Source organism: Rhizobium sp. PAMB 3174, assembly GCF_052908375.1.
This window is the reverse complement of the sequence record NZ_CM128608.1, coordinates 2,936,872-2,959,300: the sequence shown is the minus strand read 5'-3', so window position 1 is coordinate 2,959,300 and position 22,429 is coordinate 2,936,872. Positions and strand designations below refer to the sequence as shown.

Sequence of the window (22,429 nt, the reverse complement as noted above, 5' to 3'; positions counted from 1 at the left end):
CGATGGCGGGGGAGAAAAGGCTCTGCGATGTCACGCTGGACGAAAGCATCGGCCGCTCCACCCCCGATGTCGAGCATGAACGCGCCGTCGCCATCTTCGATCTGATCGAGGAAAACAGCTTCCATCCCGTCGGCCACGAGGGCGGCCCCTACAAGCTCAACCTGTCTCTGGTCGATGCCAAGCTGGTCTTCGATATCAAGACGGACGGCGGCGCCCATGTGGCGACCCACATCCTGTCGCTGACGCCCTTTCGGCGGATCGTGAAGGACTATTTCATGATCTGCGAAAGCTACTACGAGGCGATCCGCTCCTCGACGCCGAGCCAGATCGAGGCGATCGACATGGGTCGCCGCGGCATCCATAACGATGGATCGCAGACGCTGATGGATCGTCTGAAGGGCAAGATCGAGATCGATTTCGATACGGCCCGCCGGCTCTTCACCCTCGTCTGCGTGCTTTATTGGCGGGGATGACGGGCATGACGGACCCGTCCGACGGCAAGCAGAACAGCCGGGCGCCGGGCGCGATCCTCTTCATGTGCGGCATGAATTCGATCCGCTCGCCGATGGCCGAAGCGATCGCTCGTTCGCTGCTGCCGCGCGGCACCTACATCGCCTCGGCCGGGGTGCGCACCGGCAAGCGCGATCCCTTCGTCGATGCCGTTCTCGAGGAAATCGGCCTCACGCTCGGCCGCCGTCAGCCACAGACGCTGGAAGAGCTTGAGGACGACTATTTCGATCTGGTCATCACGCTCGCGCCTGAAGCCCACCACGCCGCGCTCGAACTGACGCGCGCCAACGCGGTCGACGTCATGTACTGGCCGACGCCCGACCCGACAGTCGCCACCGGAACCCGCGAGCAGATCCTGTCGGCCTACCGTGACGTCCGCGACCACCTGACCCGGCAGATCAAGGCCCATCTTTCCACGGGCCGCGCGGCAGACCTCGGCTGAGAGCCGAGCTGACCCACTAAGCACCCCGCAATACGATCTTCCTGAAAAGCTCCTCGGCTTCTGCACAGGTTCTGCAAACGCAGCCTGCACAGTCTCGCCATGAGCAACATCATCGATTTCCCCAAACCGCACTCCATCGCTCTCCCCCGCCGTCTGATCAGGGACGGCTGGTGGCTCGAAGACCGTTTCGAGCGGAACCGTTTCCACGGCCCTGCTTGCCTTCCCCATTCCCCCATTGCCGAGAGCGCCCAGAATGAAAATGACGCCCATGAACCTTGTCCCCACATCGTCCCGCTCCGCATTCTTCCCGTATCGCAGTAAGAAGCTGCTCCTGCTGCCGGCGCTGGTCGGCGCCGCTGATTTTCTGATGTTTGGCCACCGCCTCGGCTTCAATCTCTTTCTCTTCGTTATCGTTATCGCCGCCGGCATCGCGCTGTCCGGAAAGGGAAGGCATCGCGTGCTGAGGGCGGGCCTCGGCATGGCTGCGACAAGCATCGCCGGCATTCCGCTTGTTCTAGAACCGACTTTGGCGGCGATCGTCCTGTCCCTTTCGGTGCTGGTCCTCATGTCGCTCTTCATGTTCCGGCTGTTGCCGAGCCGGCCCGAGGCCGTCGCGTCGGTCTTCCTGAGGTTCCTGGCTCAAGCCCCGCTCGGCCTCGGCCGGCTCGCCCGCAAGCGCCGTCCGCCGTCGCAAGACGGATCGCAACGACTGCGCACGACCTCCGGGGCGTTGAGGCTCTGGATCATGCCCCTTGCGCTGACTGCACTCTTCGTCGGCCTGTTTGCAATCGCCAATCCGCTGGTCGCGCTCGCGCTCGGCAATATCGATCTTTGGCGTCTTCTCGACCTGTTCGATGTCTGGCGCATTCTCTTCTGGCTTGCCGCTGCGGCCTGCATCTGGCTGCTTCTGCATCCGCGCCTGAAACGCCGGAACGCGCGACAGGCCGCGACCGCGGAGCCGGTGGAATGGGACAGCAGCCTCTTCGGCGAGGCCTCCCTGATCCGGGCATTGGCTCTCTTCAATGCGGTCTTTGCAGTCGAGACGCTGCTGGACATGATCTATCTCTGGGGAGGCGCTGGCCTGCCTGCCGGCGTCAGCCATGCAGAATATGCGCATCGCGGCGCGTATCCGCTGGTGGCAACGGCGCTGCTGGCCGCAGCCTTCGTCCTCGCCGCCATGCGGCGCGGCGGCCCGGGCGAGCGAAGCCCGCTGGTTCGAAAGCTGGTCTATCTCTGGATCGCGCAGAACGTCCTGCTCTGCCTCTCGGCGATCTTCCGGCTGGACCTTTATGTGGAAGTCTATTCGCTCACATGGCTGCGGGTTGCCGCCGGCATATGGATGGGACTGGTCGCCATCGGCCTTGGCCTTATCCTCCTCAGGATCTGGTTGCGCCGCTCCAATGCCTGGCTTGTCGCCATGAATCTCCTCTCGCTGCTCCTGGTGCTTTACGTGTCCGCCTTCATCAATTTTCCGGCGCTGATTGCCCGGTTCAACGTGGACCATAGCCTTGAAATCAGCGGCGAGGGGAGGCCTCTCGACTTTCGCTACCTGGCCCGTCTCGGGCCGGAAGCCATTCCCGCAATGGATAACTATATCGCGGCGCCCCAAAACCATCAGGTCGATAGTCGTCGCGTCGTTGAAAACACTCGGCGTGACCTGCAGTGGCAGTTCGAGAACCGCCCCCGCGGCTGGCGTAGCTGGACCTATCGGCAAAGCCGGCTTGCAGACTACCTTTCCGCGCCGCAGTCCGTTGCAAATTCGGACGGGAACGATAACAACACCTCATTGAATAATGTGCAGGAGTGATCGCTTGCCGCGAATCCTTGTCGTCGATGACGAACCCCATATCCGCGACGTCATCTGTTTCGCCCTGGAGCGGGCGGGCATGGCGCCGGTCGTCGCCCGCAATGGCACTGAAGCGATGATGGCGTTCCGCAAGGGCGGCCTCGATCTGGCGATCCTGGACATTGGCTTGCCCGACATGGACGGCCTGGAGGTCTGCCGGCAGATCCGTAGGACATCCCAACTGCCGATCCTCTTCCTGTCGGCGCGTGACGAGGAGATCGATCGTATCCTCGGGCTGGAGATCGGCGGTGACGACTATGTCACCAAGCCGTTCAGCCCGCGCGAACTGGTGGCGCGGACCCGCACAATCCTGAAGCGGACTGTCGCCACCGCCGGGTCCACAACCGATGCCGTCTTGAGTTCGGGTGATCTCACCCTTGACCGGGCCGGCCGGGCGGCAAGCTTTTCAGGCAAGCCGCTGCAGTTGACGGTGCTGGAATTTTCCATTCTGGAAACCCTGATCGGGCGCCCGGCTATGGTGTTCAGCCGGGAACAGCTGATGCAGGCCGCCTATGGGGTCGGCACCTATGTGGCCGAGCGTACCATCGACAGCCACATCCGAAACCTGAGGGCAAAGCTTGCCGCGGCGGGTGCGTCCGGCGTCATCGCGACGGTGCACGGCGTCGGGTTCAAGCTCTCCACACAGGACGAGGGAACCGCTTGATGGCCGCCCCCCGCGTCCGGATAAAATGGCGTCCGCCGCTGGCCCTGATCGTTTTCGCCGTCCTGCTCGCGGTCATGAGCATGCCCGTCGCGATCGTGCTGTGGTTCCGTGTCTCGGATGCGGGAGGCGAGGTGATGGAGACCGCCGAAGTGGCCGCGCTTGCCGTTGCAGCGGCACTCACCCTGATGATCGCCTATGTTCTGACCCGCACGATCACCACGCCGATCGGCGCTCTCGTCGAACGCACCAGGGAGATCGCCAGCGGCGGCAAGGCGGCGATCGTTCCGCTGTCGAGTTACGGCACACGGGAGATCGCGGTGCTGTCGCAGGGCTTTTTCGATCTGGCCACCAAGCTCGTCGACAGGACGGAATATGTGCGCGGCTTCGCAGCCCACGTTTCGCATGAGCTGAAGTCGCCGCTGACGGCCATTCGCGGTGCTGCGGAACTTCTGGGCGATGACGATGACGAGCCGATGGCGCCGGAGGATCGCCGCCGCTTTCTGAAGAACATTATCGACGACGTGGATCGGCTCGATGCGCTCCTTGTCAGGCTCAGGGAGCTTGCCTATGCCGAGGCGCCTCTGGCGGAAGGACATGTCACGGCAGGCGACGTCGTCGACCTTCTGCAGAAACGCTTTCCGCAGTTAGCCGTGATCGGCGATGGGGACTTGTCGCGCCGTATGGCGCTGTCGATCGAGGCCGCCGCCATCGTCTTCGGCAATCTGGCCGACAATGCCCGCCAGCATGGCGCGACGCGCCTGACGCTTTCGGCGGTCGGGGAGGCGGGAACGCTTGCCGTGCGTGTCACGGACAATGGCAACGGAATTGCCGAAGGCATCCGCAACCGGATCTTCGATCCGTTCTTCTCGACCCGCGCTCAGGAGGGGGGCACGGGCATCGGCCTCGATATCGTGCGCAACATGCTGAATACCTCTCAGGGGACGGTCTCTCTCGTCGAGACGGGTCCGTCCGGCACGACATTCGAGGTCGTGGTTCCGAGCGCGCGCTAGCCGGCAAAGACCTTCACTTGGCGCCCGATATAAAGTTCCCTGTTTATTCCATCAAAATGGTTCACAAATGAACGGCGAGGGTGTAGTTTCCGCCGCAATTTCCGGAGGCTGCCGCTTCCGGTTCTTTTCAAGACAGGAAGAATACCACTAGATGGCTAAAGAAGAAGTCCTCGAATTTCCCGGTGTCGTCACCGAACTTCTGCCGAACGCGACCTTCCGCGTGAAGCTGGAGAATGACCACGAAATCATCGCCCACACGGCGGGCCGCATGCGCAAGAACCGTATCCGCGTTCTGGCTGGCGACAAGGTGCTGGTCGAAATGACGCCTTACGATCTGACCAAGGGCCGGATCACCTACCGCTTCAAGTAACCGGTTTCCGGTCTCCCTCCTTCCGAAAAAAGGGGCTCCATGGCGCTCAGGGAAAAGCTCATTCTGGCATCCGGCTCGCCGCGTCGCGTCGACCTGCTTGCGCAGGTTGGGGTCACGCCCGATCGCCTGCTGCCGATGAACATCGACGAGACGCCGGAGAAGGGCGAGCATCCCCGCTCGCTTGCCAAGCGGCTGGCCGCCGAGAAGGCGTCCGCTGCCCACAAGGCGGTGAAGGGCGATCCGGAGCTGCAGGGAAGCTACATCCTGTCGGCCGACACGGTGGTCGCCGTTGGTCGCCGCATTCTCCCGAAGGCGGAGACGGCGGGCGAAGCGACGAGCTGCCTGCATTTGCTGTCGGGCCGGGCGCATTGGGTGTTTACCGGCATCTGCTTGGTCACCCCCGGCAATGCCAGCCGGATCAAGGTCGTCGAGACGAAAGTGCGCTTCAAGCGCCTCTCGGCGCGCGAGATCGACGCCTACCTGGCTTCCGGCCAGTGGCGAGGCAAGGCGGGCGGCTATGCGATCCAGGGAATTGCTGGCAGCTTCGTCCAGAAGCTCGTGGGCTCCTATTCCAGCGTCGTCGGCCTGCCGCTTCTCGAAACGGTGCAGCTCTTGTCCGGCGAGGGCTACGACGTGCAGCACACATGGTTGAACGGATAGACTGAGCTCATGCCGCAGGACGAAATAAAGGTGGGCGCCAAGGTGGAACCCTTGAGGAAGACGCGACCGTGCCCCGAATGCGGGCGGTCGTCTTCCCGCGAAAACTATCCCTTCTGCTCGGACCGCTGCCGCAACATCGATCTCAATCGCTGGCTGAGCGGCTCCTATGCCATCCCGGTCGCCGACGACGAGTCAAAGGCGGGCGAGGGCGACGAGGAGTGACCGGATTTCCGGTGTTTTTTCGTTTGGATTCAGTTATTTGAAATTCTTGTCAAAAAAGTCTTGTTTGGTGCTGGACATGGCCGAGCAAGATGCTATAACCCCGCTCGCTTCCGGGGCACACCAACTGCCCGATACGCCGAAGGGCAGGAAGCGACAAGGTTGCCCAGGTAGCTCAGTTGGTAGAGCAGCGGATTGAAAATCCGCGTGTCACTGGTTCGATTCCGGTCCTGGGCACCACTTTATGTCATCCTGCGACTTCGCCATCCTTCTTTTCGGCCTGGATACATTCGCATCAGGCCAGTGAAAAGCGTCCGATACGGGGATTGCGTCGGCATCCGGCAAATCGCATATTGTTCCGCCTTTGAAATCCGCGTCTCATGAGTACGCCGTGCAGCACTTCGATCTCGATACACTTGCAACATTCCTGGCGATCGTCGACACAGGAAGCTTCACCATGGCCGGCGAGCGCGTCGGCAAGAGCCAGGCGGCGGTCTCGACGTCCATCGCCAGGCTGGAGGAGAGGCTGGGCGTCCGCCTGCTCAATCGCACCGCCAGAACCGTCTCGCTGACGCCCGAGGGCGACAGGCTCTGCAGCCGGGCGAGAGAGCTGCTGGCGCTGGAACAGCAGGTGTTGGAGGAGCTAGGCAGCCTTGGTGACCGCAAGCATGTGCGGCTCGGCATGCCGGACGACTATATCGGCCTCTTCGGCGCCTGCGTCATGGAGAAGTTCTCGACGCGGTTCCGCGATATCTCCGTGGAAGTCGTTTGCGAGTTCTCCCATGACCTGGAACCGCTGGTCGCGAGAGGCGACATCGATCTGGCGATCGTCACGCGCCGCGACGGCGATACCCAAGGCGAGCTGCTGAAGCGCGAAAAGCAGATCTGGTGTGCTTCCGTCAATGCACAGCCGGAAAAGGCCGAGGAGCTTCCCCTGGCCCTGTTTCCGGAGAACTGCCGGGCGCGCCCTCACATCCTGCGGGTGCTGCAGGAGGTCAACAGGCCCTGGCGCATCGTCTGGGTGTCGTCGCACATGCAGTCGATTCAGTCGGCCGTGATGATGGGCTTCGGTGTGACGGCGCTTCCCCAGTCGGCATTGACTTTCGAACATCGCGTCCTGTCGGAGACCGATGGCCTGCCGCCGCTACCCGAACTCGAGCTGGCCCTGATCATGGCACCCGGCGTCAGCCTTGCCGGGCGCAAGCTGGCTTCTTTCCTGCGCTCGGAGTTCAGTCCTCTCGAAGAGCTGTCGCCGCCTGCCGGATCGCGCCTTCCATCTGCTCGATGACGTCGTCGTTGTGGGCGAAGCTCAGATAGAGCCGGCCGTAGCCCTGCGGCATCGTCATGACGCCCTGTTCTCTGAGCGCATAATGCAGTGCAAGCGACTTGTCCGGGCGGATGGTGGCCGCCGCTGTCTCGTAGGAGTGCGGCGCCTCATTGGCGAACCAGGGCGTGAAGACCATGCCAAGGCCTGAGGTCGAGACCTTCTGGGACTGCTCGGCAAAGGCGCTCGAGAAGCAGGCCCGCAGCCGTTCACCTCTGGCCGCAAGCGTCTCATAGTCGGCTTTCGCCAGTTGCTCCATCGTTGCCACGACGGCAGCGGTCGCCACCGGATTGCCGCTATAGGTGCCCGCGCGTACCGCCCTGCCGTCGGCAGCGGCCGCCATGACCTCCGGCTGGCCGAGGACGGCCGCGACGGCAAAGCCGTTACCGATCGCCTTGCCCACGGTTGCCATGTCGGGGTTCAGTTTCATTCCATGGCTGGCGAGCCCGAAGCGCGACCGGAAGCCCATCAGCACCTCGTCGGCAATCAGCAATGCGCCGTACCGGCGCGCGGTCGTCTGCAGCGTTTCCAGATAGCCAGGTTCGGCCACCACGCAGCCGGCATTGGCGAGCAGGGGCTCATAGATGACGGCGGCGATGTCGTCGTTTTCCTGGAACAGCCTCTCGATGTCCGCGATGTCGTTGTAGCGCAGCAGCGTGACGCCGTTTCGAACCGGCCTCGGGCCGTTGCCGAGCAGGGCTTCCTGAGAGCCGGCATTGCCGAGCGCGACGGGATCAAACCAGCCGTCGAAGCCCGCGGCGATCTTGGCGATCGTCCCGCGGCCGGTGACGGCACGCGCGATGCGGCAGGCCATATGCACCGCCTCGCTGCCGGAATTGGTGAACATGGCGGAGGCGAGCGGACCGCAGGCCGCCGTCAACAGCTCGGCCGCCTGTTCCTCTGCGCGATGGGCGAATGCCGGCATCGATCCGCGCTCGATGGCGGCGCAGACTGCGGCATTGACCACGGGATCGGCATGGCCGAGCAGGATCGCGCCGAAGCCCAGCGCGGTATCCACATAACGCCGGCCGTCATCGCCGACAATGTAGGGGCCGTAAGCATGATCGACCCGGAATGCCCGGTCGTTCAGCGCCGGAAGAGCCCGCCCGGCGCTTGAAATGCCACCAACAAGATGCTGCATCAGGAATTCCCAAAAATGCCCGGCAGCCATTCGCTGAGACCGGGGAATGCGACTAGAAGAACGAGGACCACGAGGCTCGCGATCCAGAAGGGCACGAGCTGCCGGGTAACGGCACCGATGCTCACGCGGCCGACATTGCAGACGACGAAGAGGTTGGTGCCGACCGGCGGGGTATAGAGTCCGACACCGAGCGCGACGGTGAACAGCACGCCGATCTGCAGCGGCGGCAGTCCGGCCTTGGCCAGGAGCGGAGCGAGGATGGGGGCGAGGATCACGATCGCCGGCCCGAGATCCAGCCATGTGCCAACGAACAGCAGCACGCCGAGGACGAGCGCGATCGTGCCGATCGGTCCGGCGCCGGTATGCTGGATGAAATCGGTTGCCATTTGCGGGATCTGCTCGACGGTCAGGATCCAGGCGAAGGGCGTCGCGACAGCCACGATCAGCATCACCGATCCGGTGCCGGAGACGGTCTCGACCAGAGCCGATCCGATCTCCTTCCAGGTCAGCTCGCGGTAGATGAAGCCGCCGACGAACACCGCATAGACGACCGAGAGCGCAGCAGCTTCCGTGGCCGTTGCCAGACCCGACAGGATGGTGCCGAGAATGAAGATCGGCATGGCGAGCGCCGGCAGGGCCTTGATGAGGTCGGCGAGAAAGGCCCGCATCGACAGCTGCGACTTGTGACCGCCATAGCCGGCGCGCTTGGCGACGATCCAGGAGGTGACCATGAAGGCCACAGCGATCAACGTTCCCGGCAGCACGCCGGCGAGGAACAGTCCGCCGATAGAGGTGTTTGTGAGCACGCCATAGAGGATGAAGATCACACTCGGCGGGACGATGATGCCGAGCGTTCCGGATGCCGCCGTGATGGCCGCGGCGTAGCTCCTCGGATAGCCTTGGCTTTCCATCGCCGGGATCATCAGCTTGGCGACGGCGCTGGTGTCGGCGGTCGCCGAACCGCTGATGCCGCCGTAGATGAAGGCCGTCACGACGTTGACGAAGCCGAGCCCGCCGGTGAAGCGTCCGAAGACGAAGTCGGCGAGGTTGATGAGGCGCCGCGTGAGGCCGCCGCGGTTCATCAGTTCGCCGGAAAACAGGAACAGCGGGATCGCGGCCAGATAGATGGAGTCCGCGCCGCGCACGATCTGCTGCGCCAGCCATGCCGACGGCATGGAAACATCGCCGAAGGTGAGTGCGGCGAGCGTGGAGACGCCCATTGCCCAGAGGATCGGCAGGCCGCCCAGAAGGCAGAAGAGGAAGGTTGCAAACAGGATGAGAATGGTCATTGCGCCGCCTTGCCTCTCAGGCACTGGAGGATGCGGAGGAAGGTGATCAGCGCGATGCCGCCTGCAAATATGATGAATGGCAGGATTTGCACGAGGCGCGGCAGCCGCAGGAGAGGCGTCGGTGCCATCCCGGATCGAGCCGCAAAACCGATGCCGCTGCGCGTCAGCTCGATGGCGAGCCAGAGCGTCAGCAGCGAGCAGATGAAGGCGATGATGCGGCCCCACCGGCTGTCGAGCTTGTCGACGACAAAGGTGAAGGCGACGTTCTCACGCCGCAATTCGGCGACGATGACGCCGAAGAAGCTGGTCCAGAGGAACAGGATACCGGTGACTTCGAAGGTCCATTCGACACCGCGCAAACCCATGTAGCGGGCGGCGACGCCCAGGAGCGTCGTGATCGTCATTCCGACGAAGGCGGAAACGGCGATGCCGGTCGTCAGCCAGCCGAACCAGCGCAGAAGCGTGGGGTCTTGGGGATGGGGTAGGGATGTTTCGTTCATGAACCGCTCGGATCAAAGAGCGTCCGCAGGGCAGTTGCCCCGCGAACGCATGCGCCCTGGGAGGCTTTGAAGGCTTAGTTGCCGGCAGCGGCGCTGCGAACCTTGGCAACCAGGTCGTCGCCCCATTCCTTGCCGAACTGGGCGTAGACGGGACCGACCATGTCGCGGAACGGTGCCTGGTCGACGGTGTTGAAGGTCACGCCGTTTTCTTCGAGGGTCTTCTGGACCTCGGCATAGGTGTTCGCCAGCTTCTCGCGATACCAGGCCGTCGTCTCGACGACGGCTTCGTCGACGGCAGCCTTGTCCTTGTCGGACAGGCCTTCGTAGCGGTCATTGTTCATGAACCAGTAGTTGGGCGTCCAGACATAGTTCGACAGCGACATGTACTTCGTCGTTTCATACCATTTTTGGTCGGCGAAATCGCGCATTTCCGGCTCGGTGCCGTCAACGACGCCCGACTGCAGGGCGGTGTAGACTTCGCCGAACGGAATGGACTGCGGCAAGGCGCCGAGCGCGTTCATGGTGGCGAGCAGCACCGGATTGCCGGGCACGCGGACCTTGACGCCCTTCATGTCGGCCGGCGTATTGACTGCACCCTTGGTCAGCGCGAACTGACGGAAGCCGGAGTCGAGTGCGCCGAGCATGTGGAAGCCGTTATCCGCGCCGGTGCTGAAGACTTCCTTGCCGACCGGGCCGTCGAGGAAGGCGTGTACGGCATCGAGATCCTTGAAGAGGAACGGCAGCGTAATGACGTTGAGCTTCGGATCGATCGGGTCGACGACGCCGCCGAGGCCGATATCGATGGAGCCGTTGCCGACGCCGTCGGCAATTGCGGCTTCATCGCCGAGCTGGCCGTCGGGGAATACCTGGACCTCGAGATCGCCACCTGATTTCTCCGATACGGTCTTGGCGAAAAGAAGGCTCGCTTCCTGGATCAGGCTGTTGGACGATGATTCATGCGCAAGACGCAGGGTCTCGGCATGGGCTGCGCTCGAAAGCAGCAGCGCGGCGATGGTTACAGAGAGATAGTTCAATCCGGATTTCATGGTTTCCCCTCGTTGTTCTTGGATGTGGAACTGATAATCCAATGATTACGAAAAGGGCGTCGTACGCCAACGCAAAAAAGTTATGCATCCATTTTTGCCGATTATGCCTCTCAACCGGAAGTACAGTCACCAAGAGGATCGGATTGCATCCGTTTGACAATATTGTCTTCCACGCGACCCTGTCATACGCGACTGGCGTCAAGAGGCATTTCGGCGGGCGCTTGCAGCCTTCGGCGTCGATGTCGGCTTGATCTCCGCGAGGTCGTTGAGGATCGGGCAGTCGGGCCGGTTGTCGCCGGAGCAGCAATGCGCGAGGTGCTTGAGCGTTCCGACCATGTCCTGCAGTTCGGCGATCCGGCTTTCCAGAGCGTCTATGTGGGCCTCGGCGACCCGCTTGACCTCGCGGCTTTCGCGCGTCTTGTCGCGCCAGAGCCCCAGGAGCGTTGCGGTTTCCTCGAGCGAGAAACCGAGATTGCGGGCCCGCTTGATGAAACGCAGCGTATGCACATCGTCTTCGCCATAGACCCGGTAGTTGTTCTCCGTCCGGTGGGCCGGACGGATGAGACCGACGGTCTCGTAGTAGCGGATCATTTTCGCCGAAACGCCCGATGCGCCTGCGGTTTCGCCTATGTTCATCGTTTTCTCCCCGGCCACCTGTGGCGGTTGCCTTTGATCTTACGGATCATAGACCTTCCCATCGTGGCAAGGTCAAGTGTACTGTCATTTTCGGTACGACTGCCGGTTTGCAGTTGCCAAACGCGTTCATCATGTTAACTTTTTGCGATGCAGCAAGTAACGCCTCCGCCTGATGCCGCCATGCCCGCTTCCGGAAGGGTGGCTCCCCGGCGCCTCCGTGACGGCATACGGGTTCTGGTCGGCTCCATTTATCCCGATCTCGATGCGGGGCAGCTGGCGGACAATATCGTGTCAGCCTTCTGGGGAATGGACCACACGCCGCGAAAACGCGGGCGCATGCTTCAAAACAACACGATCTGGAACGAGCGCGACGCCTACGTCATCACCTACGGCAACAGCCTTGTGGACGGCGAACACAAGCCGCTCGACCTGCTCTACGACTTCCTGCGCCGATACCTCAAGGGCACCGTCAATTCGGTGCATATCCTGCCGTTCTTTCCCTACACCTCGGACGACGGTTTCGCGATCACCGACTACCGGGCGGTCAACAGTATTCTCGGCGACTGGGAGGATGTCGAACGCATTGCCGGCGAGTTCCGGCTGATGTCCGACCTGGTCCTGAACCACTGCTCCAGCCAGTCGCACTGGTTCAACGAATATCGCCAGGGACACGCGCCCTATGACCGCTTCTTCTTCGAGGCCTCGCCTGAGGACGATCTTTCCGAGGTGGTGCGCCCGCGCGCCCATCCGCTGCTGCGTGAGGTCGAGACGGCGAACGGCATCCGCCATGTCTGGTGCACCTTCAGCCACGACCAGGTGGATTTCGATTTCTCCAATCCCGAGGTCCTGCTCGAATTCCTGCGCATCATGCGCATGCACATCGACAAGGGCGTGCGCACGATCCGTCTCGACGCCGTGGCCTTCGTCTGGAAGGAAGTCGGCACCAGCTGCATCCATCTGCGCCAGACGCACGAGATCGTCCGGCTCATGCGGCTTCTCGCCGATTTCGCCGAGGAGCAGCTGGTCCTGATCACCGAGACCAACGTGCCGAACGTGGAGAACCTCAGTTATTTCGGCAATCGCAACGAGGCGCATGCGATCTACAATTTCTCGCTGCCGCCGCTGATCCTGCACGGATTGCTCAACGGCACCTCACGCTCGCTGAACGCCTGGCAGATGGCGATGCCGCCGGCCCAGCTCGGCTGCGCATACTTCAATTTCACCGCCTCGCATGACGGCATCGGCCTGCGCCCGGCCGAAGGCCTCGTCCCCGACGAGGAGATCGCCGCGATGATCGAGACGGTCAAGGGCTTCGGCGGCCTCGTCAGCATGCGCAAGTTGCCGGACGGCGGCGTCAAGGCCTATGAGCTCAACGTCTCGCTCTACGATGCGCTGAAGGGCACGGTGAAGGGGGAGGACCAGTGGAACAGCGAGCGCTTCCTCTGCAGCCAGGCGATCGCCATGGCGCTGGAAGGCATTCCCGCTTTCTACATCCATTCGCTGCTCGCGACGCCCAACGATTATGAAGGCGTCGAAAAATCTCAGCACAATAGGGCGATCAACCGCCATCGCTGGCATTATCCGGATCTGCGCGAGGCGCTGGCCGATGACACAAGCCGGCATGCGCGGGTGTTTGCCGAGATGAAGCGCATGCTGGCCATCCGCATCCGCCAGCCGGCCTTTCACCCGAATGCGACGCAGTTCACGCTGCATCTCGGCGAAAAGCTGTTCGGATTCTGGCGCCAGAGCATGGACCGGTCGCAGAGCATCTTTGCCGTCAACAACATGACCGACGAGGAGGTCGTCATTCCCGCCATGTCGCTGAACCTGATCGGTGGCGCCAACTGGCAGGATCTCCTCTCAGGCGAGACGATCCGCGCCCAGGGCGGCGATATTGTCTTCGCGCCCTACCAATGCCGGTGGATCACCAATCGCAGCGGGTAGGGCAGGGAAGGCGTGTCGCCACATTACTTGCAGACGTCGATCCACTCGGCGCCGGTCAGGTCTGCCATCCGGTTCGGCTCGATTTTGACGGCGGCATTGATGGCGCCGGCGGCCGGCACGACGATGTCATAGGCCTTGAGCGACACATCGCAGTAGACCTTCATGGCGCGGGGCAGGCCGAAGGGGCAGACGCCGCCGACCGGATGGCCGGTTTCGGCCTCAACCTCCGACAGATCCAGCATCCGCGGCTTGGCGCTAAACTGCGCCTTGAATTTCTGGTTGTCGAGACGGGCGTCGCCCTTGGCGACCAAAAGGACCGTGCCGCCGTCCAGCTTCAGCGCCAAGGTCTTGGCGATCTGGCCGGGCTCGACGCCGTGACCCTGAGCGGCGAGCTCGACGGTTGCCGTGCTCTGCTCCAGTTCGATTACGGAAATGTCCGGTGCGTTGTCGGCGAAAAATGCTTTGACGGAAGAAAGGCTCATCGAAAAATACCTGCCATGTGAAATGCCGCGCGGACATTCCCAAGCAGGGCGACCGATGTCAACTGGCCGGAACGACGGAAGTCGATGCTTCGCCTTGTCAGAAAATGTGAAAGCCGGGCAGCTCGCGCCGCCGCTCGATGTTGATCAGAAGCGTCATCGCGCCGAGCGTGGCCGCTGAAAGAATGAATGCTGCGATACCAAGAACAACCACGGTTACACCCCCCGATACTGTCTACCCGCTATACCCTCATGCCTTGATAACGGGATAACCTTGCTTCTGGCTTTCGCCGGCCTTCTTCGGCGAAGATGATGAAGTGGTTAAATCTGACTAGTTCGGTTCACGGCACCAAAAATTAACCTTCAAGCAAGGAATTAACCATAATGATTAGCTTGTACGTCGGAATGGGATATCTGCTGCCGAAATTCCCATAAGGCATGACGCCGCAACCGTCGAAACCGGACTTGGGCCGGTATGTAATCAAGCCAATATTTTGCGAGTATTTTGCGTGGCCGGAGAGCGTTCCTGTGAGGAATGTCCCCATGGCCGCCGGATCATGAAAATTGGTTTTTCGGCCTTCCGGCCATGGGGTATTGCGGGGACTGGACTTGAACAACAAGCCGACGACAGAACAGGTGAGCGGAGCGAGGGCTGGAAGCCTGCGCGAGCGCCTGCGTTTTGCCGGCTTGAGCGCGGACGAATGTGATCTCCTGCGCCGCCATCGTCCCCAGATGCAGGCGAGCGTCAATGCCGGCCTGCGCGACCTTTTCCATCGTTTCCAGTCGATCCCTGAAGCCTCTGCGAATTTCACGAGCGAGCGCCAGATCGAACGTCTGCACGACCTGCAGGCATCCCATTGGGATGTTCTGACCGACGCCCGCTTTGACAGCCTCTACGCCGAGCGCGTGAAGGTTCTTTCGGATGCGGAATCCAAGATGGGGCTCGATCCCCGCTGGCACGTTGCCGGCCATGCGGTCGTCCTCGAACACCTGCTGTCGACGATCATCGGCGAAGCGGCCGGCCGCTCGCTGCTGTCTTCCGGCAAGAAGCGGGCGCAGGAAATGTCCGACCTGGCCGCCGCGATCATTCGTCTGGTTCTGGTCGATGTCGAGATCGCCGTTTCGCTGCGGTTCAATGCCCTGCGCGTGGAACACAAGCAGCAGATGGCCGCACAGCGCAAGGCCGAGCAGGCGCAGGTCGAAGAGATCTTCGGCTCCGTGCTGGCGGCACTGTCCCAGAATGACCTGACCGCCCGCGCCGATGTCGCGGATGCCGGCAACTACGCGCATCTGGCCGAACAGCTGAACACGGCCATGGAAGCCCTGCAGGACAATTTCATCCGCTTCTCCGGTGTTATCTCGCAGACTGAAGAGCAGACCGGAACGATCTCCGCGGAAGCCCGCGACTTCGCGGCCAGGGCGCTCGACCAGTGCCGGTCGCTGGAGGGTTCGGTACAGGCGCTTGGCGACCTGACGGTCGACGTCCGCCGCAACGCCGAGATGACCCGCGGCGCGGAAGAGGCCGTGGCGAAGACGCGGCAATCGGCCGAAACAAGCGGTCAGATCGTCGGCCAGGCGATTTCTGCCATGTCCGGTATCGAGACGTCGGCGGACGAGATCGGCAAGATCATCGGCGTCATCGACGAGATTGCCTTCCAGACCAACCTTCTGGCGCTGAATGCCGGCATCGAGGCAGCCCGCGCCGGCGAAACCGGTCGCGGCTTTGCGGTCGTCGCGCAGGAAGTCCGCGGCCTGGCGCAGCGCTCGGCGGAAGCTGCGCGCGAGATCAAGGCGCTGGTCACCAACACCAAGGCCCAGGTCGACGAAGGCGTCGAAATGGTTGCCCGCACGCAGAACGCCATCGGCGAGATCGTCACCCAGGTCAACGGCATCAGCGATTCCATCGCCGGCATTGCCCGCGACACCGGCAGCCATGCCAGCGAGTTGAAGCGCCTGTCCGAAGAACTGAGCTCGGCGCGCTCCGCCATCGCGCAGAACACCGAAGGTGCCGTCCGTTCCGGGCAGGACGCCGAGGATCTGCACACCGTTATCGTCGAACTCGGCGCGACGGTCAGGGAATTCCGTTACCAGCGGCAGTTTGCTGCAGCCCGGCCGGTGGCGCGCGTCGAAATCGCGCCCGTGCGTTTCGCCGAGGAAGCGCAGGACATGCTGGACAGGGAACTTGATTGGGAGGTCGCCGCCGTCCCGGCGATCGCCATTGCCGGCGCTGCCGGAGGTTGATGCACGCTTTCGCGGGCGGGCATCGGAAACATGAAATGCGGTCTGGAACAAGGAAGGTTCTGATGACGAAGAAAAAGAGTGAGACTGCGGAGCTGAAGCTGTCTGCCGTTCTCGACCTCAACGAAGCTTCCGCCCTGCACGGCAAGCTCATGGAACTGCGCGGCAAGGACCTTGCCCTCGACGCATCTGGCGTCGAACGGGTCGGCGCCCAGTGCGTCCAGGTGCTGATCGCCGGCTCCAGGGCCTGGGAAGAAGACAAGAAGGCCTTCGTGTTCAACAAGGTCTCGGACGTATTTTCAAAGACGCTGCAGCTCATCGGCGTCAACATTGATCACCTGCTGGCTAAGGAGATTCAGCAATGAAGAAAAGAGTGCTTACCGTGGATGATTCACGGACCATTCGTAACATGCTCCTCGTGACGTTGAACAACGCCGGGTTCGAAACGATCCAGGCCGAAGACGGCATCGAAGGACTGGAAGTCCTTGAAAACGCATGCCCCGATGTCATTGTCACGGACATCAACATGCCGCGTCTGGATGGCTTCGGCTTCATCGAGGGCGTCCGCAAGAACGACAAGTATCGCGCCATTCCGATCCTTGTCCTGACGACCGAAAGCGACGCCGAGAAGAAGAACCGCGCCCGTCAGGCCGGTGCGACCGGCTGGATCGTAAAGCCTTTCGATCCGACCAAACTGATCGATGCGATTGAGCGTGTAACCGCCTAACGGGATAATTCCTATGGATATGAACGAAATCAAAGAGATCTTTTTCCAGGAGTGCGAAGAGCAGCTCGCAGAACTGGAATCCGGTCTCCTGAAGATGAATGATGGCGATCGTGATCCCGAAACGGTGAATGCCGTGTTCCGGGCCGTCCATTCGATCAAGGGCGGCGCGGGCGCGTTCGGCCTCGATGATCTGGTGGCTTTCGCGCATGTTTTCGAGACCACTCTTGATTGCGTTCGATCCAACAAGCTTGAGCCCAACCTGGACGTCATGAAGGTGATGCTCAAGTCGGCCGACGTGCTTGCCGACCTGACCACGGCTGCCCGTGACGGCGGAAGCGTCGACCCGAGCCGAAGCGCGGGTCTCGTCAAGGAGCTTGAGGCGCTCGCCAAGGGGGAAATGCCAGCACCCTCCGCCGCCGCGCCGACGCCTGCACCTGCACCCAAGCCAGCTCCGGCCGCTGCTCCACAGCCGTCAGTTGGCGAGGAGGGCTTCGCGCCGATCCCGTTCTCCTTCGACGATTTCGGCGGCGATGAGGAAGCGTCCGCACCGGTTCCGTCCTTCGATGTGAAGTTCAAGCCGCGCGCCGAACTTTACAACAAGGGCAATGAAGCGGCCCTCCTGCTGCGCGATCTGTCCCGCATCGGCGCAATGAGCATCCGCTGCGACATGGAATCTCTTCCGGTTCTCGACCAGATGGATCCGGAAGGTGCCTACTTCCATTGGGATATTTCCATCGAAACGGAGAAGGGCGAAGAAGGCATCCGCACAGTCTTCGAATTCGCCGAGTGGGATTGTGATCTCGAGATAACGGCCCATGCCGTCGACGCCGAGGACGATGCCTCCGAACTCCCGATGGTTCCGGTTCCCTTCGATCTGTCCGCCCTTGATGGCGCCGACGAAGAAGATGAAGCGCCGGTCATGGAGACTGTTGTCGAGCCGGTTCGTCCGGCTCCCGCAGCGCCCATCGCAGCCCCGATCGCCGACGCCATTGCTGCCGCACAAACGGCGCGCGACGTCTTCCGCCAGACCGCATCCTCGACATCCGAGGCTGAAAAGGCCGCCGCGCTTGCGGCTGCCGCCCAGGCACAGAACTCCGCCGGCGCCGGTGTCGCCCAGACGATCCGCGTCGATCTCGACCGCGTCGATCGCCTGATCAACCTCGTCGGCGAGCTCGTTATCAACCAGGCGATGCTCTCTCAGAGCGTCATCGAGAACGACGCCTCCGGCACCAATTCGATGAACATGGGTCTCGAGGAGCTGCAGCAGCTCACCCGCGAGATCCAGGACAGCGTGATGGCCATCCGCGCGCAGCCGGTCAAGCCGGTCTTCCAGCGCATGTCGCGCATCGTGCGCGAAGTGGCCGACATGACCGGCAAACAGATCCGCCTGATCACCGAGGGTGAAAATACCGAAGTGGACAAGACGGTCATCGACAAGCTGGCCGAGCCGCTGACGCACATGATCCGTAACGCCGTAGACCACGGCGTGGAAACACCTGAGAAGCGCGAAGCCGCCGGCAAGAACCCGGAAGGCACGGTCCGCCTGTCCGCAAAGCATCGTTCGGGCCGCATCCTGATCGAGCTTGCCGACGACGGCGCCGGCATCAACCGCGAGCGCGTCCGCCAGAAGGCGATCGACAACGATCTGATCACCTCCGAAACGCCGCTCTCCGATGAGGAGATCGACAACCTGATCTTCCTGCCGGGCTTCTCGACCGCCGACAAGATCTCGGACATTTCCGGACGCGGCGTCGGCATGGATGTGGTCAAGCGCTCCATCCAGGCTCTTGGCGGCCGTATCTCGATCTCGTCGACGCCCGGCAAGGGCTCCGTCTTCACCATGAGCCTGCCGCTGACGCTCGCCGTCCTCGACGGCATGGTCGTCACGGTTGCCGGACAGACGCTCGTCGTGCCGCTGACGGCCATCGTCGAGACGTTGCAGCCGGAGGCGAAGTCCATTCACTCCTACGGCTCCAACCATCGCCTGCTCTCGATCCGCGACGGCTTCTGCCCGCTGGTCGATGTCGGCCGCATCCTGAACTACCGCGCCACCAGCGCGGACCCGGTCGAGGGTGTGGCGCTTCTCGTCGAATCCGAGAGTGGCGGACAGCGTGCGCTCATGGTCGATGCGATCCAGGGCCAGCGTCAGGTGGTTATTAAGAGTCTTGAGGCAAATTACACGCATGTACCCGGGATCGCCGCTGCGACGATCCTTGGAGACGGCCGGGTGGCTCTCATTCTTGATGTGGACGCGGTTTGCGCCGCATCCCGGGGACAGTCACTCAGCGCGAACGCGATGGCAGCGGCAGGGTGATATGACAATGGTCTCGACATCGGCAACAACGACAGGCGGTGCCGCGGGGCATCGGTTTGATGCGCACCGCACCTCGTCCGCAGCGCGGGCGTTGGGTGTCGCGACCAGAAACAGGCCTCCAAGCAGCCGAATCGGAAACGACGGCATGGGAAGTGTGATCGTATGAGTTTAATGCGTGCTTCTGATACAAGGCAGTCGGCGGACGATGTCCTGGCCAGCGGTGAATATCCGCTGACCCGGCGCGACCTGACCGAAATCGCGGCAATGATCTATGCGGATGCCGGCATCTTCCTCAATGAGACGAAGGCGTCGCTCGTCTATTCGCGGCTGTCCAAGCACATCCGCAATCTGGGGCTCAGCGGTTTCCGCGAATATTGCGAACTCGTGTCTTCCGAACAGGGAGCGCCCGAGCGCCGCGAGATGCTGTCGCACCTGACGACGAACTTCACGAAGTTCTTCCGCGAGAACCATCATTTCGATCATCTGAAGGCCGATGTCCTGCCGGACCTCATCCAGCGCGCCAAGTCGGGCGGCCGGGTGCGGATCTGGTCGGCGGCCTGTTCGGACGGACAGGAGCCCTATTCGATTGCCCTGACCGTGCTGGCGATGGCGCCGAACATCGCCGATTACGACTTCCGCATCCTTGCGACGGATATCGATCCGAAGATTCTGGCGATCGCCAGGGCTGGCGCCTATGACCATTCGTCCGCCGATACGATCTCGCCGGAAATGCGCCGCCAGTGGTTCAAGGACGTCGATGTCAACGGCCGCCGCAAACTGCAGATCGACGACCGCGTCAAGAAGCTGATCACCTTCAACGAGCTGAATCTCATGGCGCAATGGCCGTTCAAGGGCCAGTTCGACGTCATCTTCTGCCGCAACGTCGTCATCTATTTCGACGAGCCGACGCAGGTGAAGATCTGGAACCGGTTCGCCGGCCTCATGCCGCTCGGCGGCCATCTCTACATCGGTCATTCCGAGCGCGTGTCGGGTCCCGCCAAGGACGAATTCGACAACATCGGCATCACCACATATCGCTATATCGGCAAGGGCGGGAGGAAAAGCTAATGAGCATGCCCGCACGTGTCCTCGTCGTCGATGATTCACCGACCATGCGCGGTCTGATCACCGCCGTCCTGAATGCCGATCCGGAAGTGTCCGTCATCGGCCAGGCCGGCGATGCGATGGAAGCCCGCCAGGCCATCAAGCAATTGAACCCGGATGTCGTCACGCTCGACATCGAGATGCCGAACATGAACGGCCTGGAGTTCCTGGAAAAGATCATGAAGCTCCGGCCAATGCCGGTCATCATGGTCTCCTCGATGACCCATCGCGGTGCCGGCGCCACGCTGGCCGCCCTTGAAATCGGCGCTTTCGACTGCGTCGGCAAGCCGGCGCCCGGCGAGCGCGTGCCGTTCCTCGATCTTGCAGAGAAGGTCAAGGCCGCCGCCCGCTCGCAGCATCGTTACATCCGTACGGCCACGCCGCAGCCGCAGCCTCCGCGCGCCGTCTCCGAATATCATGTAGGCCGCAAGATCGTCGCGATCGGATCCTCGACTGGCGGTGTCGAAGCCCTGATCACGGTGCTGCAGAACTTTCCGGCCAATTGCCCGCCGACGGTGATCACCCAGCATATGCCGGGGACGTTCACCACAAGCTTCGCCGAACGCCTGAACCGTCTCTGCGCGCCGGTCGTCACCGAAGCAACAGACGGAGCCCGGCTGGAGATCGGCAAGATCTACCTGGCACCGGGCGGCGAGCGTCACCTGCAGATCGTCAATCCGTCGGCACCGTGCTGCCGGCTGATTGACAGCGGCCCCGTGAACGGTCACAGGCCATCCGTCGACGTCCTGTTCAACTCGGTCGCCGAGATCGCCGGCCGCAAGGCCGTCGGTGTCATCCTGACCGGCATGGGTCGCGACGGAGCAAACGGACTTCTGGCGATGCGCCGCGCGGGTGCCAGCACCATCGGCCAGAACGAGAAGACTTGCGTGGTTTATGGAATGCCGAGAGTTGCCTACGAGATTGGAGCCGTAGAGCAGCAGCTCCCCCTTGGCTCCATAGGGGAAGAGATATTGAAAATGACAGCCGCCCGGAAGGAAGGGATAGAATAATGTCGCTAGCGGAAAAGATAAAAGTGCTGATCGTCGACGATCAGGTCACGAGCCGCCTGTTGTTGAGTGATGCTTTGACCCAGCTCGGTTTCAAGCAGATCACGGCCGCAGGCGATGGCGAGCAGGGCATGAAGATCATGCAGCAGCAGCCGCATCACCTCGTGATTTCGGACTTCAACATGCCGAAGATGGATGGGCTCGGGCTGCTCCAGGCCGTGCGCAGCAATCCGGCGACGAAGAAGGCCGCGTTCATCATTCTGACGGCGCAGGGCGACCGTGCACTGGTGCAGAAGGCTGCCCAGCTCGGTGCCAACAACGTCCTGGCGAAGCCGTTCACCATCGAAAAGATGAAAGCCTCGATCGAAGCGGTATTCGGAGCGCTTAAATGACACTCGACGCACCAGTCAAACGAGTCCACATAATTCAAGGCGAGTACAAAATCTCGAATGATCCGGATGTCGTCCTGACGACCATTCTGGGCTCGTGCGTGGCTGCGTGCATGCGTGATCCGGTCGCCGGCGTCGGGGGCATGAACCATTTCCTCCTTCCGGGAAATGCTGCTTCCCTAGCCGCCGGTGGCGACGCCACCCGCTATGGCGTTCATTTGATGGAGTTGCTGATCAACGGCTTGCTGAAGGCGGGCGCACGGCGCGACCGCCTGGAAGCGAAGATCTTTGGCGGCGCCAAGACCATTGCCTCCTTCTCCAATGTCGGCGAGCAGAACGCGGCTTTCGCCACCCAGTTCCTCAAGGATGAAGGCATTCCGATCGTCGGGTCGTCGACAGGCGGGGACCACGGCCGGAAACTCGAATACTGGCCGATCAGCGGCCGTGCGCGCCAGCATCCGTTGACCGGTGCCGAAACCCAAAAGACGGTCGCGCTGGAACAGCGTCGCCCGGTTGTCGCGCCGAAGCCGGTCGACAACTCAATCGAATTTTTCTGAGAACGAGGGTCCA

24 protein-coding genes and 1 tRNA gene are annotated in these 22,429 nt (G+C 62.2%); 19 read left to right on the top strand and 6 right to left on the bottom strand.

Features of this window, described 5'->3' with window-relative positions:
* Positions 1–2 precede the first annotated feature (2 nt).
* From ACU5AY_RS14230 to ACU5AY_RS14185, 10 genes are all read left to right on the top strand, one after another.
* Positions 3–473, top strand: coding sequence for a UPF0262 family protein (locus tag ACU5AY_RS14230; RefSeq protein WP_446825358.1), 471 nt, complete (start codon positions 3–5; stop codon positions 471–473).
* A 5-nt stretch (positions 474–478) separates the two neighbouring features.
* Positions 479–952, top strand: coding sequence for an arsenate-mycothiol transferase ArsC (locus tag ACU5AY_RS14225; protein ID WP_446826698.1), 474 nt, complete (start codon positions 479–481; stop codon positions 950–952).
* A gap of 253 nt (positions 953–1,205) precedes the next feature.
* On the top strand, positions 1,206–2,759 hold the full coding sequence (locus tag ACU5AY_RS14220; RefSeq protein ID WP_446826697.1) for a DUF4153 domain-containing protein: 1,554 nt from the start codon (positions 1,206–1,208) through the stop codon (positions 2,757–2,759).
* Between the two features lie 4 nt (positions 2,760–2,763).
* On the top strand, positions 2,764–3,462 hold the full coding sequence (locus ACU5AY_RS14215; protein WP_446826696.1) for a response regulator: 699 nt from the start codon (positions 2,764–2,766) through the stop codon (positions 3,460–3,462).
* The gene (locus ACU5AY_RS14210) at positions 3,462–4,472 is read left to right on the top strand and encodes a sensor histidine kinase (protein WP_446826695.1); all 1,011 of its coding nucleotides are present in this window, start codon (positions 3,462–3,464) and stop codon (positions 4,470–4,472) included. The genes ACU5AY_RS14215 and ACU5AY_RS14210 overlap by 1 nt, the downstream gene beginning before the upstream one ends.
* Before the next feature lie 151 nt (positions 4,473–4,623).
* A complete protein-coding gene (infA, locus tag ACU5AY_RS14205) occupies positions 4,624–4,842 on the top strand; it encodes a translation initiation factor IF-1 (protein WP_014327290.1) in 219 nt (72 codons plus the stop codon).
* Positions 4,843–4,881: 39 nt separating this feature from the next.
* Positions 4,882–5,502 carry a Maf-like protein gene (locus tag ACU5AY_RS14200; RefSeq protein WP_446826694.1) on the top strand — a complete coding sequence of 207 codons (621 nt, stop codon included), beginning with the start codon at positions 4,882–4,884 and terminating at the stop codon, positions 5,500–5,502.
* Between the two features lie 9 nt (positions 5,503–5,511).
* Positions 5,512–5,724 (top strand): DNA gyrase inhibitor YacG, encoded by a 213-nt coding sequence (yacG, locus tag ACU5AY_RS14195; protein ID WP_446826693.1) that lies wholly within the window; start codon positions 5,512–5,514, stop codon positions 5,722–5,724.
* A gap of 161 nt (positions 5,725–5,885) precedes the next feature.
* Positions 5,886–5,961, top strand: a tRNA-Phe gene (locus ACU5AY_RS14190).
* Between the two features lie 151 nt (positions 5,962–6,112).
* Complete coding sequence (locus ACU5AY_RS14185; RefSeq protein WP_446825351.1) at positions 6,113–7,009, top strand: LysR family transcriptional regulator; 897 nt, start codon at positions 6,113–6,115, stop codon at positions 7,007–7,009.
* Here ACU5AY_RS14185 and ACU5AY_RS14180 read toward each other — a convergent pair.
* The 5 genes from ACU5AY_RS14180 to cueR form a co-directional block, all read right to left on the bottom strand.
* Positions 6,951–8,186 (bottom strand): aspartate aminotransferase family protein, encoded by a 1,236-nt coding sequence (locus ACU5AY_RS14180; protein WP_446826692.1) that lies wholly within the window; start codon positions 8,184–8,186, stop codon positions 6,951–6,953. The genes ACU5AY_RS14185 and ACU5AY_RS14180 overlap by 59 nt on opposite strands.
* Positions 8,186–9,475 (bottom strand): TRAP transporter large permease, encoded by a 1,290-nt coding sequence (locus tag ACU5AY_RS14175; RefSeq protein WP_446826691.1) that lies wholly within the window; start codon positions 9,473–9,475, stop codon positions 8,186–8,188. The genes ACU5AY_RS14180 and ACU5AY_RS14175 overlap by 1 nt, the downstream gene beginning before the upstream one ends.
* Positions 9,472–9,975, bottom strand: coding sequence for a TRAP transporter small permease (locus tag ACU5AY_RS14170; RefSeq protein ID WP_446825348.1), 504 nt, complete (start codon positions 9,973–9,975; stop codon positions 9,472–9,474). Before ACU5AY_RS14170 ends, ACU5AY_RS14175 begins: the two co-directional genes overlap by 4 nt.
* Positions 9,976–10,049: 74 nt before the next feature.
* A complete protein-coding gene (locus ACU5AY_RS14165) occupies positions 10,050–11,021 on the bottom strand; it encodes a TRAP transporter substrate-binding protein (protein ID WP_446826690.1) in 972 nt (323 codons plus the stop codon).
* 198 nt (positions 11,022–11,219) lie between these two features.
* Positions 11,220–11,657, bottom strand: a complete 438-nt coding sequence (cueR, locus tag ACU5AY_RS14160; RefSeq protein WP_446826689.1) for a Cu(I)-responsive transcriptional regulator — start codon at positions 11,655–11,657, stop codon at positions 11,220–11,222.
* A gap of 336 nt (positions 11,658–11,993) precedes the next feature.
* Here cueR and ACU5AY_RS14155 point away from each other — a divergent pair, with 336 nt between their 5' ends.
* Positions 11,994–13,601: a sugar phosphorylase gene (locus ACU5AY_RS14155; protein WP_446826688.1), complete on the top strand. Its 1,608-nt coding sequence runs from the start codon at positions 11,994–11,996 to the stop codon at positions 13,599–13,601.
* Positions 13,602–13,624: 23 nt separating this feature from the next.
* Here ACU5AY_RS14155 and ACU5AY_RS14150 read toward each other — a convergent pair whose 3' ends face one another.
* On the bottom strand, positions 13,625–14,083 hold the full coding sequence (locus ACU5AY_RS14150; protein WP_446826687.1) for a YbaK/EbsC family protein: 459 nt from the start codon (positions 14,081–14,083) through the stop codon (positions 13,625–13,627).
* Between the two features lie 606 nt (positions 14,084–14,689).
* On the opposite strand from ACU5AY_RS14150, the gene ACU5AY_RS14145 reads away from it, so the two are divergent.
* From ACU5AY_RS14145 to cheD, 8 genes are all read left to right on the top strand, one after another.
* Positions 14,690–16,321 (top strand): globin-coupled sensor protein, encoded by a 1,632-nt coding sequence (locus ACU5AY_RS14145; protein WP_446826686.1) that lies wholly within the window; start codon positions 14,690–14,692, stop codon positions 16,319–16,321.
* Between the two features lie 59 nt (positions 16,322–16,380).
* Positions 16,381–16,683 (top strand): STAS domain-containing protein, encoded by a 303-nt coding sequence (locus ACU5AY_RS14140; RefSeq protein WP_446825946.1) that lies wholly within the window; start codon positions 16,381–16,383, stop codon positions 16,681–16,683.
* Complete coding sequence (gene cheY1 / locus ACU5AY_RS14135) at positions 16,680–17,045, top strand: chemotaxis response regulator CheY1 (RefSeq protein ID WP_446825342.1); 366 nt, start codon at positions 16,680–16,682, stop codon at positions 17,043–17,045. Before ACU5AY_RS14140 ends, cheY1 begins: the two co-directional genes overlap by 4 nt.
* Before the next feature lie 13 nt (positions 17,046–17,058).
* Positions 17,059–19,359 (top strand): chemotaxis protein CheA, encoded by a 2,301-nt coding sequence (locus ACU5AY_RS14130; protein WP_446826685.1) that lies wholly within the window; start codon positions 17,059–17,061, stop codon positions 19,357–19,359.
* A gap of 162 nt (positions 19,360–19,521) precedes the next feature.
* Positions 19,522–20,427 carry a protein-glutamate O-methyltransferase CheR gene (cheR, locus tag ACU5AY_RS14125; RefSeq protein ID WP_446826684.1) on the top strand — a complete coding sequence of 302 codons (906 nt, stop codon included), beginning with the start codon at positions 19,522–19,524 and terminating at the stop codon, positions 20,425–20,427.
* Positions 20,427–21,473, top strand: a complete 1,047-nt coding sequence (cheB, locus tag ACU5AY_RS14120; RefSeq protein ID WP_446826683.1) for a protein-glutamate O-methylesterase CheB — start codon at positions 20,427–20,429, stop codon at positions 21,471–21,473. Before cheR ends, cheB begins: the two co-directional genes overlap by 1 nt.
* Positions 21,473–21,862, top strand: coding sequence for a response regulator (locus ACU5AY_RS14115; RefSeq protein ID WP_261931199.1), 390 nt, complete (start codon positions 21,473–21,475; stop codon positions 21,860–21,862). Before cheB ends, ACU5AY_RS14115 begins: the two co-directional genes overlap by 1 nt.
* A complete protein-coding gene (gene cheD / locus ACU5AY_RS14110; protein WP_446825338.1) occupies positions 21,859–22,416 on the top strand; it encodes a chemoreceptor glutamine deamidase CheD in 558 nt (185 codons plus the stop codon). The genes ACU5AY_RS14115 and cheD overlap by 4 nt, the downstream gene beginning before the upstream one ends.
* Positions 22,417–22,429: the final 13 nt, after the last annotated feature.